The sequence below is a fragment of the Photobacterium sp. GB-210 genome, assembly GCF_003026075.1.
In the GTDB taxonomy this organism is placed as follows: Bacteria; Pseudomonadota; Gammaproteobacteria; order Enterobacterales; family Vibrionaceae; genus Photobacterium.
This window is the reverse complement of the sequence record NZ_PYNU01000030.1, coordinates 32,830-49,434: the sequence shown is the minus strand read 5'-3', so window position 1 is coordinate 49,434 and position 16,605 is coordinate 32,830. Positions and strand designations below refer to the sequence as shown.

The following is a 16,605-nucleotide window of genomic DNA, read 5'->3' as shown; positions in this document are numbered from 1 at the left end:
ATAACTTGTGAGTTGAGTGAGTTGCAAATACTGTTGGACCTTTGTGGTCTTTAGCATCGCCACGCATTGCGAAGTGACCCTTGTAGATAGGGTTAAAACGTGCGTAACCGAACCATGCTTCATCCATATGAATACGGCTAGAGCTTTCGCCTAGTAGCGCTTCAGTCACTTCAGAGTGGTAACATAAACCGTCGTAAGTACAGTTAGTTACAACCGCGTAGCTCGCTTTTTTCTCATCAGCGTTGAAAGGAATGCCCGCATTTTTAGCTTTAAGTGCGATGCCTTCTTTGCTCATTTGAACTTGGCTGATTGGACCGATAATACCGTAACAGTTACGGCTAGGTACCATGTAGATAGGGCGCGCACCCGTTAAGATCAGACCTTGCTCGATTGATTTGTGACAGTTACGGTCACAAATAGCGATGTCGTCATCTTTCAAACATGCTTGCATGATTGTACGGTTTGAACCAGAAGTACCTACGATACCAGAGTAAGATTGGTGAGCACCAAATACTTTAGCGGCTTCAACTTCTGAATCTTTGAATGCGCCGCTGTGGTCAAGTAGAGAACCCAGTGCTGCACGTTCGATACCCATATCGGTACGGAATAGATTTTCGCCGAAGAATTCGAAGAATTGGTTACCAGCAGGGGTCTTAGTAAAACCGATACCACCTTGGTGACCAGGCGCAGACCATGAGTACTCATGGATGTCGTTGTAGTGCATCATCGCTTTCATGAAAGGCGGTAGCACTTGTGAGCGGTAACGACGCATAGCAGCAACGATACGGCCAGCAACGAAATCTGCAGTATCTTCTAGTACTGAGTAACACTCATCAACACGTTCCATTAACTGGCGGTTGTTAAGAATAGAAGTACGAGCGCGTTCTGCTAGTAGAAATACTGGCACTTCAGGTTGACGTGCTTGTAGTGCTGCTAACAAATCAACTTCTTCGTGAGAGTTAACGATTTGCTCTTCAGTTTTTTCAAGAGCCAATACAAGGCTATCGATTTGAGATGCCATGATAACCGCACGTGCATCTTCGTAAGAAGTGGCAGTAACGATTTCGATAGTACGGCTTTCTAATTCAGCGATTAATGATTTAGTTGCACGATCGGCAAAGCTGTTTGGAGTAATGTTTTGGTGCTCAATAACGAGAGCACGCATTTTATTAGTACTATTATTGTTGTTCATAATAACGCCTGAATAGAATGATTGATGGCAGGTGTGTTTTACCACGACATAATTAATATGAAGTAATTAAACGCCTTGCCTAATACTTTTAGAAGGGAATAAATAATACTGCTTATTAATGTTTATATTAATTTTCAGTGTATTTATTATTTATTCCCATTTCATTTCTAGCTGGTTATTAATAAATTTCTTTAGTATCGAATTTATTAAATCTTAATTAGTTTGCTTTAACTTCTGGTTTAGTATCACGTGCTGCGATGAAACCGTAGAAGATGTAACCGAATAGCGTCAAGATGGTACCGCCGAATACTGCTGTCGCACCACAAGCGTATACACCGTAGATGCTGTAGATAACAGCTAATGTACCCACAACAGCGCCTAGGCGGTATTGTTTTGGTGTAACCATGTTTTTGCGAAGTAGCACTTCCAAACCTGTCATAGATAGGATGTAAGGTACCATGTTAATAAATACGGCTAGGTTCAATAGCGCGTTGAACTGACTGATCAAGTTTGGAGAGATAGTCATCACCGCTAGAATTAACTCAGCAACTAGCATGATAAGCATACCGGCAATTGGTGCACCTGCTTTGTTAGTCTTAGCAAAGATTTTAGGGAATAGACCTTCATCTGCCGCTGCTTTAGATACTTGAGCGTTAGTGAACTGCCAACCTAATAGTGAACCGATACATGCGATAACCGCTGCTAGTGTAACAATGTTACCTACTGTTGGGTTAAACATGTGGCTGAATACTAAGCCAAATGGTGCAGTAGATGCTGCTAGTTCTGCGTTAGGAATAATACCCTGGATAACACCAGTAGACGCAATGTAGATAACAGCAGCGAAACCTGTACCAAATAGTACTGCTAGTGGTACGTTACGCTCTGGATTTTCAACTGCATCAGAGTTAGCACCAGCAGATTCAATACCTAGGAACGCCCATAGAGTCAGTGCGATACCTGAAGATACAGAGTGCATTGTTGTGTCATGGTGTGGGTTCCATGCGCTCATGAATGTTTGTGGATCGAACCACCACCAACCGATAACAGATAGACCAAGTACAGGTAGAATAATACCCCAAACAGTGAATGCTGAGATTTGACCTGTGATCTTAGGACCACCAAAGTTAGCAACCATAGTAATGATAAGAATCGCACATACACCGAAGAAAGTGTGTACTGGCGTATCTAACCAAGGCATGAATGGCTTAATGTAACCAACAGCTGATACGGCAATTGCTACACAACTAATTACTAGACATACATAGTATGTGTAAGAAGAGATAAAGAAAGATGATTTGCCGTGTGCTTCTTCTGCGTAAGCTGACATACCGCCTGAACGTTTACAAAAAGCACCACATTTAGCAAACGTGTAAGCAATACACATTGCACCTAATGCTGTAACCACCCAAGATAACATTGAAATAGCACCAACTTGAGCCAAGCTCGCTGGTAGCATAATAATACCGGAACCCATCATGTTAACTGCAACAAGTACAGTTAAACCGACAAGGCCCATTTTTTTAGTGCCAGTATCTGATGACATATATTCACCTATGATTAGAAGGTAATAACTACTATCAATAATAAGAAAGTAGTTATCATTATATTTAATAAGACCCAATCCATGGCGAATTCATTAATAACATTAAAGTCATTATTTTATTTTTTAGTAGGGGGGAAACTAACTAAAAAATAACTCAGATATAAACCTTGGATATAAAGACTTATATATGAGAGTGAATTCGTTGTCCTTTCGATGAAGCGTATAATGCGACTGTTTTGCTTAAAAAAAAACGTTAATTTCGGAATGAAACGTTCCATTTTTAGTGTTAATAATGGTAAACAGTATCGTTATTCGTTCAGTAACTATCGTGAATAACGTCAACTCATACGTTGTTGTTGTCAGGGGGTTGTTAAAAATAGCTCTTTATAACAATGGGTTGTGATTTTCTTGAGGTGAGATTTATCATGTGAGATAGACTTTAAAAATGAATAATTGAAATATATTTATTCACTTTTTGTGCGGTTTGATGCTATTTGTATGGTGTTTATTTTTTTCTTATTCAGGGTTAATTTTTATTTAATGACAGTAAAAAGTACTTTTTTAGTGAGAAATCGACGTCACTTTGAGAGGTTTAGTAAAAACTTAAATGATACGTTCAGGATTCATTAATAATAAATGGAATATTAATAATATTTTTAATCGTTTTTTGTAATAAAAGACCGTCATTATTTTCAATAATACGCATTGATTTATTATGCCTTTAAATAATTTAGGTGTTGGCGGTGGATTAATGAAGCGTAAATTCGGTTTTACTCTTTTAGAGTTAGTCATCGTTATTGTTAGCTTAGAGAGTTTAGTTGTTGTTGCGATACCCCAACCTCGTAACCATCAATATCAAAGCGATGATTAGCGGGAAAGAAACAGCTTTATTGAGTACCGTTGATGCTATATCGATAGCAAATGATTACCCCACTGCAACGAAGAGGGGTATTGTTCAAGCGCTAGCCTCACCGAATACTTGATATCATTATCGAATGGATATGAAAACACTCACGTTAAGTGATCATTGTTGGAGTGGTTGGGCTGACAGTATGCTGACAATAATAGATTTTAGATACGCATTATTATGTCATGTACGTTAATTTCGCAGAGGGAGCGGAAGGGGCTGGTCATACATTTAGAACGCTATTTTAAGATCTGCTATCAAGCAACGACAATACAGCTCATAACAATGAGCCTAATTTGTTAAATGCCCGATGATTACAGTCATTGATGATAAATGCTGAAGCAATATCTATCACGATCAAAGAAAAAGGCGCTAAATTAGCGCCTTTTTGGATGTTTTTTAAGAAGAAATACTTAAGCTGGCGTGACGCGAGAAGTGCCATCGTCAGAGATGTTAATTTGAACGCGCTCACCAGCGTGGAACATGACGTTAGGGTTAACCTGCTGCACGATAGAAACGGTACGACCACTATCTAGCTTTATTGTTAGGTTTACACCATTACGCTTAGTGACTTCGTTACCTGCTTCGTTACCAAGGTAACCGCCTAATAGCGCACCACCAATTGCCGCAATTTGCGAGCCGGTACCACCGCCTACGCCTGAGCCTAAAATCCCACCAATAGCACCGCCAGCAAGTGTACCAATACCATTACCGTTACCATTTAGTGTTACCGCTTGGGTACGAGTTACGGTGCCGTAATATACTTCTTGCATCTGGCGTGCATCATTAACATTGTAAGCATTACCATAAGGATTGGTTGCACAGCCTGCGAGACCTAACGTCGATAAAATCACGGTTAAGACAAGTATCTTTGTTTTCATGTTGTTTCTTCAATAAAAATACAGTGTTTAAATATTGGGTGTAATTTGAGCTTATTCGATAAGAAAAGAAAGCACGAAAACTCATTTTACTAAAACAGTAAATATAAGGTATTGAATCTGTTAATACGTTCTCTTATGTCCACTTTTATCAGCATGAAAAGTGTTAATAAATGCCGAGAAGTATTGGTGTAATTGTGCTGCTTCTGTTGTGAATTGAAGTTGAGTCAGTAGCGCTATCCCCACTTCACAGGTACATAAATTACCATCTTGCTGATTACGTCGTAAGGCGTAGTTTGATGTCTGTTGTGGCGTTAAAGCTAAACGCGGTAAGTCACTAAGCCAAGGGCTTTTACGTACCATTTTTTTTGCTTCTTGCCAGGTCGCATCAAGAATAATAAACAGGGGGATGGGTTGGTCAGTATCGGCTTGAGGTAGCTCAATAGGGGGATGTTGTTCATCGCTTGGGAAAACCAGATAGGCTTGGTAGTGAGGATCACGCAGTTGCGCGAGCAAGTGTGCTGGCGGCTCGGTACGTTGCCATACCTCAACGCGGCAATGAGGCAAACTGTTTACCAGCAACTTACCTGTGTTGGTATCTTTATTAAGCTCTCGAGGGTGAGTTAATAACACAAAGTGTGCGGGGCACTGAAGGTGTGGCTCAAGGTTGCAAATACAATTGTGCTGAAAGCCACAGCGAGGGCATGACATGGTTATTTCTCCTAACCTCAAATACCCTTGCAGTGTGGCATAAATCGATGTCTTAAGTCACGACAGTGATAATGGCGTTTAGTCTTGTTTTGTCAGTACTAACCCATTATTGCCGATATGATATTTCTGACCGTTGACGGTTTCTTCTGTTGCGCTGAGCTGCTTCTTACTCGGATCAAAGGTATAAATACGTTCGCTATTGAGCCCATGATGTGAGGTCATCTTTACTTGCAGCTGAGTGTCGCTGATCGCTTGCCAATTCCCGTTTTCTTTTAGACTTGGATCGCCATTGGTGTATTGATATGTGGTTGTTGCAGAGTGATCGCTTTTAAGGCTCAGTAGAGTCGTTAATCCCATTTCTGGCTGACTTTTATACTCACCCACCCAATTACTATTACTGTCATCGCCACCAAAGCTACTTGGTAACCAACTTGCACAGCCAGTTAGCGTAGATGCGGTAAAGATAAGGGCGAGGGGTAACCGTGAAACTGTCATTTTATTCTCTCTATGGTAGGCTCAAATTCATGAGGAAGTTGGCAGTAATGGTAGAACAATATGGCCTATTGGTTATTTAAAACCGAACCAGATACATTTTCTATAGACACCCTAAAATCACAAAAAGTTTCACCTTGGGAAGGCGTCCGTAATTATCAGGCGCGTAATATGTTACGTGACGAGGTGAAATTAGGCGATCAAGTCTTCATTTATCATTCATCGTGTAAAGATGTCGGTGTAGTTGGGATCGCAACGGTGGTGAAAGCCTCGTATCCCGATCACTTCCAGTTTGATCCCGAGTGCCCGTATTTTGATCCGAAATCAGATCCAGAGAATCCTCGCTGGTTTATGGTTGATATTGAATACCAACGTCACTTACGGTTAGTTAGCTTAAAGCGTATGAAAGCCAATCCAGCCTTGGCTGAGATGCCATTAGTAAAAAAAGGCAGTCGCTTAAGTGTGATGCCAGTTACTGACGCGCAATGGCAGGAAATTTTAACCATGACAGGGCAGTTCTAAACTGTTTTTCAAGGGGAAAAGAAAAAGGCTGTGTTTAACAGCCTTTCTATAGGGGGGGTTATGCGTGATTAAGGAGATACTTTTCTAAGTAGTGCGCTACCGCTTCATCAGCACTTGAACCGATAACCTCATTATCTGGCAGTGCTTGTTTCACTTTGTCATGAGAGGTGCCCATGATTAAGCCTTTACCTGCCATTGATAGCATTTCAACATCATTCATCCCATCACCAAAAGCAATACAATCGTCTAATGTCAGCTCGAGCGCTTTGGCGACAGCGGCTAAGGCATCGCCTTTAGAGACACCCGCATCCATTACTTCTAAGCACCAAGGTGTGGAAAATGCGATATTCGCTTTATCTTTAAACTCTTGATTAAAGGCTTGCTCCCACTTCACCATTTTCTCATGGTCAAGATCATCACGGGTGAAGAAAACTTTTAATACGTTATCTGTCGGCGGGTTCTCAACATCAAATAACTGATAGTTAAAGCTATCGTGGAAATCACGCAGTGCTTCATTTTCATGATTGAGTAGCCAATGGTCGCCTTGGTACAAGTGAATGTGTAAATCAGGATCGTGCTTTGCGAGTGCAATAACGCCACGGATCACTTCAGGGCTTAAACTTTGTTGGAACACAAGATTACCGTCGGCATCGTGCACACTGGCGCCATTTGATGTGATCATGTAAGCCGGAATACCCAGTTTTTCACGCATTTCAGCGACATCTATATGGTGGCGACCTGTTGCAAATACAAAATGCTTATTGTGTTGATAAAGACGTTGTAAGACATCTTGAGTAAACGGGGCGATCTTATGCTCAGGAGTAAGCAAGGTGCCATCTAGATCTGAAGCAACAATTTTAAACATGTGAACTCTCGATAGTAAAACGGGCGGTAATGGTATGTAGCATGCCAATGAGAGATTAATTCTAGAACAAGTCAAAGAGGAAAAAAGAGGCTAAAGTTGGATAATTAGACTTCCGCTTTTCGTTCGCTTGATAAAAACGAAAGTCTGTTAGTGAAGATTAAGCAAAATGCGCCAAGAGTGCGGTAATCGCTTGGTTACGGAGCGGATCACTTTCAAATAAGATCTCATGGCGAGAACCTTCAATGATCTGAAAATCACAGTGTCCAGAGCCTTGGTTTAGCTGTTGATGAAATTGCTGCTGACAGGCGTTATCAACAATTTTATCTTCACTGCCTTGAAGTAAAAGAACAGGGATAGTGATGGTATTGGCTTGTTGAATCGCTCGACGTGCTGCTTTAATACTTTCCCATACCCAGTGATTACTTGCGCCACCAATGCGTAATTCAGGGCGGACATCATAAAGCTCGCGAAACCATTGGTAACGTGTTTGGCTGTGGGTAAGCAAGTTGCCATTGAACGGTTTTGCATAATAGGGCTTTTGACCAATAGCATAGTGAGGTTGACGACGAAATAATTCGGTGATGCCAATCAAGGCTTCGGCAAAGGGCTTTAAGTGAGGTTTAACATAGATGCCATGCATTGGCGCACTTAGTACGGCGCGATCAAAAAGAGTGGGATAACGAGCAAGTGCTAAACTGGTGATTGCCCCTCCCATTGAATGACCAAGGATGAAGTGCTGTTTATAACCTTGTGGTTTGACGATGTTTTGCATAAAAAGATGCAGGTCTTCAACGTAGTCATCAAAGTCTTCGACATACCCCAATTCATGATCGTCCACTAAGCGTTCTGACACGCCCTGACCACGATGGTCGAAGGAATAAACATGGTAGCCTTGTTTGACTAAATCATAGAACAGCTCTTGGTATTTCCAATAGGTTTCTACTCGTCCATTAACCACGATAATGACTTTATCACTGCACTTTGGGGTTAAACTGACCCATCCTAATTCACATTGTTTAACGCCCGTGAATTTTCCTTCGTGACGTTGTTGCCACATTTCACTTACCGCACTCGTCATTGTGTCTGTGAAATGTTCTTCTTGAGAAAAAGGGAGAAAAGTCGAAGGTTGACAAGTCATTAAAGCGCGTCCGAAATTTATCTGTTTAAAAATCATCACAGCAAATTATGGCGTGGCGATTACTGTGGATTAGTCAAAAATGGCATACTTAGTACAGTATACCTTATTTATCTAAGACAGAATAAGTGTATCCATATTGCTTTATTTGTTCTATTCAGGTTATAAACGCATTTTATAAATGTCATAAAAATTTCATTGAGATCACATGAGTATTGATGTTTGGTTAGCATATTTTCTCGCTGCAGTTATCTTTAGTTTTGCACCTGGCTCTGGGACCGTAAATTCAATCAGTAATGGGATGGTTTATGGCTGGCGTAAGTCATTAGCCTCTATTATCGGCTTGCAGTGTGGTATGGCTGCACACATCATTCTTGTTGGCGTAGGGCTAGGAACGATAGTCGCTGGCTCTGAGTTGGCTTTTACCATTATTAAATGGCTAGGCGCGGTGTATTTAGTGTGGCTCGGGATCCAAAAATGGCGCGAGAAGTCAGCATTAGCCTTAGATGAGCGTGATAGCTCCATATCGGCTACCACATTGTTTAAACGAGCAGTGTTTGTCAATTTAACCAATCCCAAAACGATTGTGTTCTTAGTTGCGTTATTCCCTCAGTTTATCAATCCAGTAGAACCTCAATTACCGCAGTTATTGGTACTTGGTATCACGACATTAGTCGTCGATGGTTGTGTAATGTTATTTTATGTACTGTTAGCGTCACGCTTTACCCGCTATATCCGTTCAACAACGGTGATGTCTCGTTTAAACCGTTTATTCGGATCTATGTTTATCGGATGTGGTGCTTTACTTGCTTTGGCTCGCGCGTAAATTTTGATGATAGATAAAGGAAAGGTTTGATGTATTCCTATGTTGCTCGTCAGCCAATTTTTAATCGTAAGCAACAAACGATTGGCTATGAATTATTATTTCGTGACGGAGAAAGTAATGCTTTTCCGAATATCGATGCGAGTGAAGCGACATGTCGCTTAGTTATGGAAAATTACATGGCGATTGGTGACAACCGCTCATACAAAGGTCAGCGAAATTTTATTAATTTTCCTGAGCATTGTTTGATTGAATTGATGCCATTATTACTGCCTAAAGATAAAGTTATTATTGAAATTCTTGAAAGTTGTCGTCCAAGTGATGAGCTTTTACAGGCAGTTAAACATCTCCACCAAAAAGGCTATCTCTTTGCGCTTGATGATTTTGATTGTCATCCTGAATGGCAGCGTTTCCTGCCGTATATATCCGTCATTAAGTTAGATTTACTGGCGCTAGGTCTCGATCAAGCCTGCCAATATGTCAAAGATAACCAGCACCTAAAAGCCAAGTTTTTAGCGGAAAAAGTCGAAACCTATGATGACTATTCGCAAGCATTAGCTGCGGGATTTCATTTATTCCAAGGTTATTTTTTCAGTAAACCTGAAATGCTAAAAAGCCGTAAAGTGGCACCATCAGAGCTTACAACGGTACAGCTACTGCATGAAATCTCCCATGATCCGGTCGATTTTTCGCGTATCGAAACCATTATTAGCAGTGATGTCTCTCTGTCCTATTTATTACTCCGTTACGTCAATACCGTGACCAAGCGTTTACGCTCACCGATCAGCTCATTTCGCCAAGCTTTAGTGTATTTAGGTGAAGATAACTTACGCTTATTTATTGGTGTGGTGGCGACCGCACATGCTGCGCTTGATAAGCCGAAAGAGCTTTATGCTTTATCGTTATTACGCGCCAAAATGTGTGAGTTACTGGTGACAAAAGGCGGCATTGTGCTGCGCTCAGAACAAGCTTTTTTAGCCGGGATGTTCTCGTTATTGGATGCCTTGCTTGATAATTCATTAGAGAGCTTACTGGATATGATCCAGCTTCAACCTGAAATTAAATCCGCACTTTTACAACGTAATGGGCGATTGGGCTTAGTGTTGGATGTGGTTGATGCGTTTAGTACTGCAGATTGGACACGGGTACAGATTTGTTGTCAGGTGTTGGGGATAAAAGAAAAAGTGGTGCATGAAAGTTATTTAGCTGCGGTTGAGTGGGCAGATAAATGTACCGCGGTGAATTTAAAACGATGAAAAAATGGGGGCTATGTAGTCTCGCCCCCGAATGGGAATCATAATATTGCAGTTGGAGAGCCAAAGCGGGCCGCGCCGTTGATACAGCACATATAATATGGCCTAACTAAATTCATATCTGCTTGTTTATCTATTTTCTATTGGCGGTATGCATTTAACATCCATAGCAGTTTTTCTTGTTCACGGATGTAATCACCCATCAATGCTGCCGTACCTTCATCACCCGCATCACCTGCTTGCGCTAAAATTTGACGTTCTAAACGTAGTAAGACACTAAAACCATTTACTAAGCCTTCAACACAGTCTTTACCTTGTGTTGCATTGCGATGTTCTTTGATATCACTCACGGTGAGGTAACTGCTGAAGCTATGATCTGGCGTATGACCAAGGGTTAAAATCCGCTCTGCAAGTTCATCGATTTTTAGCTGAAGATCGGTGTAGATCTCTTCAAACTTCACATGAAGTTCAAAAAACTCTTGTCCTTTAATGTTCCAGTGATAGCCACGGGTATTCATGTATAACACTTGGTAATCAGCTAATAATTTATTGAGGTCTGTAGCCAGAGCTTGCGCTTTTTGGGTATTGAGACCGATTAAATTCATTTCGCTAGTCATGCTACTTTCCTCACTTATTCGATAAATTAGCTAAAAGGTGCTGACCTCTCAGAAGATGTATTCATTATAGGGCGAACCTCATGATAGATATAACTGTTAGGTTCTATTGTACCAATAGGTTTTAGCTATCTTTATTGGCTAGATAAGCGAAAGCCACCCGATGTGATTCGGTAAACATCGAGTGGCTTTCTAAAGAGAGTGATGACTATTTACGCTGAGATTAGATCACCGTGGCAGTTTTCACCATAGCAAGGGGTGATAGGAAAAACTTAACCTTTTTCTGCCTGTGTTGCGGTCACGCTTTGGCTCAGTACCTTAATACACTCAGAAAGGGCCGGGTTTAAGGTTTTACTGGCGGGATAGCACAGCCCTAAACGGCGGAACATCCGTGGTCCTTCTAACGGTACTGCCACCAATTGATTGGCACTTTCCAGTACCCCTGTAGGGAGAAACGAAATGCCAAGCCCAGCTTGAACCAAGTGCATGACTTGAGTTTTATGCTCAGCTTTTGCAACGAGATTAACGGATAGGCCATCACAGGCGAGTAAGCTAATAGTCTGCTGATGGGCTTCGCAAGGCGGGCACTCAATAAAATCATGTTGGTGCAATTGCTCAGGCGAGACCGACGGCAAGTTTGCCAACGGGTGATCAGGCAACATGCAGAGGACGTAATCTTCATCCCATAGCGGCAAAAAGATCTCATCTTCTGCTTTGAACATATCAAGAGTTAAGCGCGCATCGGCAGGTTTTTCGTGATCAACCAGTTCGAGTGATAAATTGGCAATGTTGTGGTGTAAAGTTGCAAAGACTTTCGCCAGTTGGCTTTGGCTTAAATCAGGAAAATTTGCCAAGGTCAGTGGTAATCGCTCGGTGCGTTGTTGGAACAGTTGCGGTAGGGTATTTACATCATTAAGCAAACGGATCGCTAACGGATATAAGTAGTGAGCTTCATCGGTGACATCAACCCCTTTTTTATGACGTAAAAACAGTACAGTATTCAGCTCTTGCTCTAGTTGCTTAATACCGTTAGAGATCGACGGTTGAGAAACAAAGCAGCGCTCTGCGGCAAGGGTGATGTTTTTTTCTTCATAAACTGCAATGAAAAAGCGTAGTAGTCGTAAATCCATCGTAAGTTACCTGCATATGATGCTAAGTGAGCAGATTATCATAGGAATCGAATAAGCGGGAAAACAGGCACAAAAAAGCCGGACATGGTGCCCGGCTAAAGGAGGATTACAGGTTAACCTGCGATGTTGTAGTAAGTATTCGCACCTGGGCCGACTGGGATACCCAGTACGAACACCCAAACATAGAACATGATGCTCCAGCCAATCACGAATACAATCGAATAAGGCAGCATGGTTGCTATTAGCGTACCTAAACCAAGGTTCTTCTGGTAACGAGTGGCTACTGCTAGGATCATACCGAAGTAGCTCATCATAGGGGTGATGATGTTGGTAACAGAATCACCGATACGGTATGCCGCTTGAATGGTTTCAGGCGCATAACCTACCAGCATTAACATTGGAATAAAGATAGGTGCGGTTACCGCCCACTGCGCTGATGCCGAACCAATCATGAGGTTGATAAAACCACACATTAGGATGAAGGCGAAGAACAGCGCTGGGCCTGTTAGACCAATAGACTGTAGGAAATCTGCACCACCAACCGCGAACACTTGACCGAAGTTAGTCCACTTAAAGAACGCCACGAATTGAGCTGCGAAGAACACCAGTACAATGTACATACCCATTGATGACATTGACACAGACATCGCGTTGATCACATCACGGTCGTTCTTCATTGTGCCTACTACTTTACCGTAGACAAAACCCGGGATGGCGAAGAACACGAAGATAAATGCCACGATACCTTTAAGGAACGGAGAGCCTGCCACTAAACCTGTTTGTGGGTTACGTAAAATACCGTCAGCAGGCACAATTGTCAGTGCGAGTAGTGCTGCAACAGCTAGCGCTGCAAGACCCGCTGCTTTCAAACCTCTCTTCTCAAGCGCAGTCAGTTTGCCCATTTTATCTTGGCTTAAATCATCACTGGCTTCAGAGGCATCGTATTTGCCTAGTTTCGGCTCAACGATTTTCTCTGTAACGAACGCACCCATGATGGTGATAGCAAAGGTTGAAGCAAACATGAAGTACCAGTTCACTTCTGGGCCAACAGTATAATTAGGATCGATCATTTGTGCTGCAGTCTGGGTAATACCCGATAGCAGGGGATCAACCGTACCTAGTAGTAAGTTCGCACTGTAGCCACCAGATACACCAGCAAAAGCGGCTGCAAGACCTGCTAATGGGTGACGACCTAGCGAGTGGAATAGCATTGCCGCAAGTGGAATAAGTACCACGTAGCCAAGCTCTGAGGCGGTGTTAGAGATAATACCGGCAAATACCACAACCAGAGTTACCATGCGACGAGATGCGCCCATCACTAAACCACGCATCGCCGAAGAAAGTAGGCCTGAGTGTTCAGCAATCGCGACACCTAACATGGCAACCAGTACGGTACCTAGTGGTGCAAAGCCAGTGAAGTTTTTCACCAGGTTTGCCACGATAAGTTGCAAGCCTTCAGCATTTAATAGGCTGACCACGTGGATCATGCCGTCTGCAGCACGACCTGGTGCGCCTTCTGGTCGAGGATCGGCAACAGAAACACCGAAATAGCCTGCGATGCCAGAGGCAACTAAAATCGCGACACAGAAGATAGCGAAGAGTGTGATTGGGTGAGGTAATAAGTTACCTAACCATTCGACGGTATCAAGAAAACGGGTAAAAAGTGTTTTCTTAGGATGTGGTTGTTGTTGTGAAGCTGATGAATGCATCACTACCTCCAATATAGTTTTAATCCCATCAATGGGTACTGCTTTTGTGAATGAGATGTTATCTCGCAAAATGTTGTAAAATCAATGTTAAATTGTTTCTAATTGTAAATAGGTAATGAATAAGACTTTAAAATTTGTCTTTAGGTAGAATTTTAAACTGCTTTTATTGTTGTGTTTCTTGTTGCATAAAAAGTTTCAGTTAGATAAGAAAAGCGAATAAAAAAATCTCTTATCCATAATTTTTTTTGATGATAAACCTAAGAAATTGATATTTTTCACTTCTCTCAATCCGACCTATAGTGAATGCATCAACAACATGTCGGCCTGTTGAATATTTTTCGAATTACCAGAGTAGGAAAGTCTTATGTCTAAATCTTTAGTTGTTATTACGGGTGCAAGTTCGGGTATTGGTGAAGCAACAGCGCGTCAATTGTCTGCAGAAGGTTATCCATTATTATTACTTGCGCGTCGTGTAGATCGTATGGAAGCAATGAACCTACCTAATACACTATGTCGAGCAGTCGATGTGACTGATGCGCAAGCCATCCAAGCGGCCGTTACTGAAGCGGAAGAAAAGTTTGGTCCTGTTGATTGTTTAATTAACAATGCTGGCATGATGTTACTTGGTTTAGCTGATGAACAAGATCCAGCAGAATGGCAGACGATGTTTAATGTTAATGTGATGGGTATGCTAAACGGTATTCACGTTGTATTGGCAGGCATGAAAGCACGTAAACACGGTACAGTGATCAACATTAGCTCTATTGCAGGACGTAAAACCTTCCCTAATCATGCGGCGTATTGCGGAACTAAATTTGCGGTTCACGCGATCACTGAAAATATCCGTGAAGAAGTCGCTGACGATAATGTTCGCTTTATTACCATTGCACCAGGTGCTGTTGAAACAGAATTATTGAGCCATACCAGTAGTGACGCGATTAAAGCAGGCTATGAAGAGTGGAAAGAAGGTATGGGTGGGGTGATTGCACCACAAGATATTGCGAATGCGATTAGCTACGCTTACAACCAACCGCAGAATTTATGTATTCGTGAAATTGTGCTTGCTGCAACGCGCCAACAACCATAATGCGTTGGTGTTGAAGGAAGGAATGTCAGCGTGTCGTGAGTAATGTGAATAAAGACGCGCTTATTCAATACATGTTATTGATCCCCTGTTATATTTAAAGAGATGTTATTGGTATCAGTGATATTAATAACATCTCTTTTTTGTAGCAGAGGGATAGGTGATGAGAGAAAAGGTTGGGTATTTTGATCTTCTGCGGGTGGTTGCGGCCATTGCGGTAGTCGTGATCCATGTTTTAGGGCCGTATCGAGAACAATTAGGGCAAATACCTAACTGGGAATGGATCACCGCGATTACTTTTAACAGTTTTAGTCGTTGGGCTGTACCTGTATTCATTATGATCACAGGGGCATTAATGCTCAGTGATGAACGCCCATTTGAAGGGCGCTATTATTTCAAGCGTCGTGTCGGTAAAGTGTTGATCCCATTTGTTGTTTGGTCTGCTTTCTACGCTTTCTTCTCGGCGTTTTCTGCCTCAGGTACAGACTTTTCGACCAGTTGGAAGCTACTGACAGACATGCCTTTTCATGAAACTTACTACCACCTAGGTTTCTTTTACTACTTTATTCCTTTGTATGTCATAGTCCCTTTTTATCAATGGGCGGTACAACGTATGGAGCCTGGACAAGTAAAAGGGGTGGTGATGGTATGGCTGGTGATCACAGGATCGTATTTGTATCACATTGATGGCCTATGGAGTGAAACTTACCTGCTATACAGTGGCTATTTAGTCTTAGGCTACTGTCTGTACAAATATCATTGGCCTGCGATGAAGTGGCTTATTCCTTTAGCAATTGTGGCCTTGTTGGTGACAGATTATATGGTGGTGAGCCATAGTTTAGTGGCTGGCGAATATAAAATTGGTCGCTGGTTATCATACAAAACCCTGAATACAGCAATAGCGGCCGCAGGTGTCTTTGTTTTGTGTCGTTACATGTTTGATAAATTTAGTGAGAGTGCGCGTTCTCGATTAGCAATGCTGAGCCGCTATAGTTTAGGCGTGTATTTGCTCCATCCTATTTTCTTATGGCCATTGCGAAATTATGATTGGTATTTTGCGAACCCTCTGATTGCTATCCCTGTTTGGACAGTGATAGCGGGGGGGCTAGCGTTAGGAGCTAGTTGGTTATTAAGCCGTAGTCCGAAAACTGCTTGGTTAGTACCATAAAATAAAAAAGCCTGACAACGTCAGGCTTTTTTATTGCGTCCTATTGGCGGTTTAAATAGCGTTAATCACGCTGTAAGGCAAAGTGAATAAACTGCTGTCCACGATAGGTCATAGTGCCTTTATCTCCTGGGTTTAAAGCATGGTAATAGTGGATGCCCACCATAAATTCACGCTTTGGTCCTCCTGATATCGGCTCAACATAAATCCAATATTCTTCATCTTCTTCGCCCGCTTGAGCACCGATGATTTTATTGCTCTGTTTATCGAGGATCATTACGTCGAGTTTTTTCTCTGGCGCGCCAAGCCCCAGCGTATGTCGACGATAGCTAAAAATAAAATAGCCAAATGAGAAGATAAATAGAATGCAAATTGCCACGATGATCCCTGTTGGCATAACACTAACTCCTTGAACGATGAAAGACAGTTTCATGGCTATTATTCACAATCAGTGAAATATCACTAATCAATGGATAGAAAAGCGTGATCTATACGTGACAAAATGAAGCAAATTTTATGTTAGTTATATTGCATATTGGCACTTTAGTTGTAAGGTAAAGATATAGCATCAACAAGGAGTGG

The 16,605-nt window shown here is 41.9% G+C and carries 17 protein-coding genes; 6 read left to right on the top strand and 11 right to left on the bottom strand.

Going from position 1 to position 16,605, the window contains the following annotated elements:
- The coding region (locus tag C9J38_RS20425; protein WP_304589598.1) for an Orn/Lys/Arg decarboxylase N-terminal domain-containing protein at positions 1-1,192 on the bottom strand (1,192 nt) is incomplete at its 3' end.
- 217 nt (positions 1,193-1,409) lie between these two features.
- Positions 1,410-2,735, bottom strand: a complete 1,326-nt coding sequence (gene potE, locus C9J38_RS20420) for a putrescine-ornithine antiporter (protein WP_107208682.1) — start codon at positions 2,733-2,735, stop codon at positions 1,410-1,412.
- Between the two features lie 715 nt (positions 2,736-3,450).
- On the opposite strand from potE, the gene C9J38_RS22105 reads away from it, so the two are divergent.
- Positions 3,451-3,606 carry a prepilin-type N-terminal cleavage/methylation domain-containing protein gene (locus tag C9J38_RS22105; protein ID WP_146144321.1) on the top strand — a complete coding sequence of 52 codons (156 nt, stop codon included), beginning with the start codon at positions 3,451-3,453 and terminating at the stop codon, positions 3,604-3,606.
- A 449-nt stretch (positions 3,607-4,055) separates the two neighbouring features.
- On the opposite strand, the gene C9J38_RS20410 is transcribed toward C9J38_RS22105, so the two are convergent.
- From C9J38_RS20410 to C9J38_RS20400, 3 genes are all read right to left on the bottom strand, one after another.
- The gene (locus C9J38_RS20410; protein WP_107208681.1) at positions 4,056-4,523 is read right to left on the bottom strand and encodes a glycine zipper 2TM domain-containing protein; all 468 of its coding nucleotides are present in this window, start codon (positions 4,521-4,523) and stop codon (positions 4,056-4,058) included.
- Positions 4,524-4,643: 120 nt separating this feature from the next.
- Positions 4,644-5,231 (bottom strand): tRNA-uridine aminocarboxypropyltransferase, encoded by a 588-nt coding sequence (locus tag C9J38_RS20405; RefSeq protein ID WP_107208680.1) that lies wholly within the window; start codon positions 5,229-5,231, stop codon positions 4,644-4,646.
- 78 nt (positions 5,232-5,309) lie between these two features.
- On the bottom strand, positions 5,310-5,726 hold the full coding sequence (locus tag C9J38_RS20400) for a hypothetical protein (protein WP_107208679.1): 417 nt from the start codon (positions 5,724-5,726) through the stop codon (positions 5,310-5,312).
- 60 nt (positions 5,727-5,786) lie between these two features.
- On the opposite strand from C9J38_RS20400, the gene C9J38_RS20395 reads away from it, so the two are divergent.
- Positions 5,787-6,245: an EVE domain-containing protein gene (locus C9J38_RS20395; RefSeq protein WP_107208678.1), complete on the top strand. Its 459-nt coding sequence runs from the start codon at positions 5,787-5,789 to the stop codon at positions 6,243-6,245.
- A 58-nt stretch (positions 6,246-6,303) separates the two neighbouring features.
- Here the strand turns inward: C9J38_RS20395 and C9J38_RS20390 are convergent, their stop codons facing one another.
- Both C9J38_RS20390 and C9J38_RS20385 read right to left on the bottom strand, forming a co-directional pair.
- On the bottom strand, positions 6,304-7,110 hold the full coding sequence (locus tag C9J38_RS20390; RefSeq protein ID WP_107208677.1) for a Cof-type HAD-IIB family hydrolase: 807 nt from the start codon (positions 7,108-7,110) through the stop codon (positions 6,304-6,306).
- 157 nt (positions 7,111-7,267) lie between these two features.
- On the bottom strand, positions 7,268-8,188 hold the full coding sequence (locus C9J38_RS20385) for an alpha/beta fold hydrolase (RefSeq protein ID WP_107208683.1): 921 nt from the start codon (positions 8,186-8,188) through the stop codon (positions 7,268-7,270).
- 265 nt (positions 8,189-8,453) lie between these two features.
- Between C9J38_RS20385 and rhtB the strand changes: the two genes are divergently transcribed.
- On the top strand, positions 8,454-9,071 hold the full coding sequence (gene rhtB / locus C9J38_RS20380) for a homoserine/homoserine lactone efflux protein (RefSeq protein ID WP_107208676.1): 618 nt from the start codon (positions 8,454-8,456) through the stop codon (positions 9,069-9,071).
- Positions 9,072-9,100: 29 nt separating this feature from the next.
- Positions 9,101-10,324 carry an EAL and HDOD domain-containing protein gene (locus C9J38_RS20375; protein ID WP_107208675.1) on the top strand — a complete coding sequence of 408 codons (1,224 nt, stop codon included), beginning with the start codon at positions 9,101-9,103 and terminating at the stop codon, positions 10,322-10,324.
- A gap of 137 nt (positions 10,325-10,461) precedes the next feature.
- Here C9J38_RS20375 and C9J38_RS20370 read toward each other — a convergent pair whose 3' ends face one another.
- The 3 genes from C9J38_RS20370 to C9J38_RS20360 form a co-directional block, all read right to left on the bottom strand.
- Positions 10,462-10,938 (bottom strand): Dps family protein, encoded by a 477-nt coding sequence (locus tag C9J38_RS20370; protein ID WP_107208674.1) that lies wholly within the window; start codon positions 10,936-10,938, stop codon positions 10,462-10,464.
- A gap of 269 nt (positions 10,939-11,207) precedes the next feature.
- Positions 11,208-12,065 (bottom strand): LysR family transcriptional regulator, encoded by an 858-nt coding sequence (locus tag C9J38_RS20365; RefSeq protein ID WP_107208673.1) that lies wholly within the window; start codon positions 12,063-12,065, stop codon positions 11,208-11,210.
- Between the two features lie 113 nt (positions 12,066-12,178).
- Positions 12,179-13,774, bottom strand: coding sequence for an AbgT family transporter (locus C9J38_RS20360; RefSeq protein WP_107208672.1), 1,596 nt, complete (start codon positions 13,772-13,774; stop codon positions 12,179-12,181).
- A gap of 364 nt (positions 13,775-14,138) precedes the next feature.
- Between C9J38_RS20360 and C9J38_RS20355 the strand changes: the two genes are divergently transcribed.
- Together C9J38_RS20355 and C9J38_RS20350 are read left to right on the top strand one after the other, a co-directional pair.
- Positions 14,139-14,861, top strand: a complete 723-nt coding sequence (locus C9J38_RS20355; protein WP_107208671.1) for an SDR family oxidoreductase — start codon at positions 14,139-14,141, stop codon at positions 14,859-14,861.
- Between the two features lie 160 nt (positions 14,862-15,021).
- Positions 15,022-16,026, top strand: a complete 1,005-nt coding sequence (locus C9J38_RS20350; protein WP_107208670.1) for an acyltransferase — start codon at positions 15,022-15,024, stop codon at positions 16,024-16,026.
- A gap of 61 nt (positions 16,027-16,087) precedes the next feature.
- Here the strand turns inward: C9J38_RS20350 and C9J38_RS20345 are convergent, their stop codons facing one another.
- Positions 16,088-16,420, bottom strand: coding sequence for a DUF2500 domain-containing protein (locus tag C9J38_RS20345; RefSeq protein ID WP_005372057.1), 333 nt, complete (start codon positions 16,418-16,420; stop codon positions 16,088-16,090).
- Positions 16,421-16,605 lie beyond the last annotated feature (185 nt).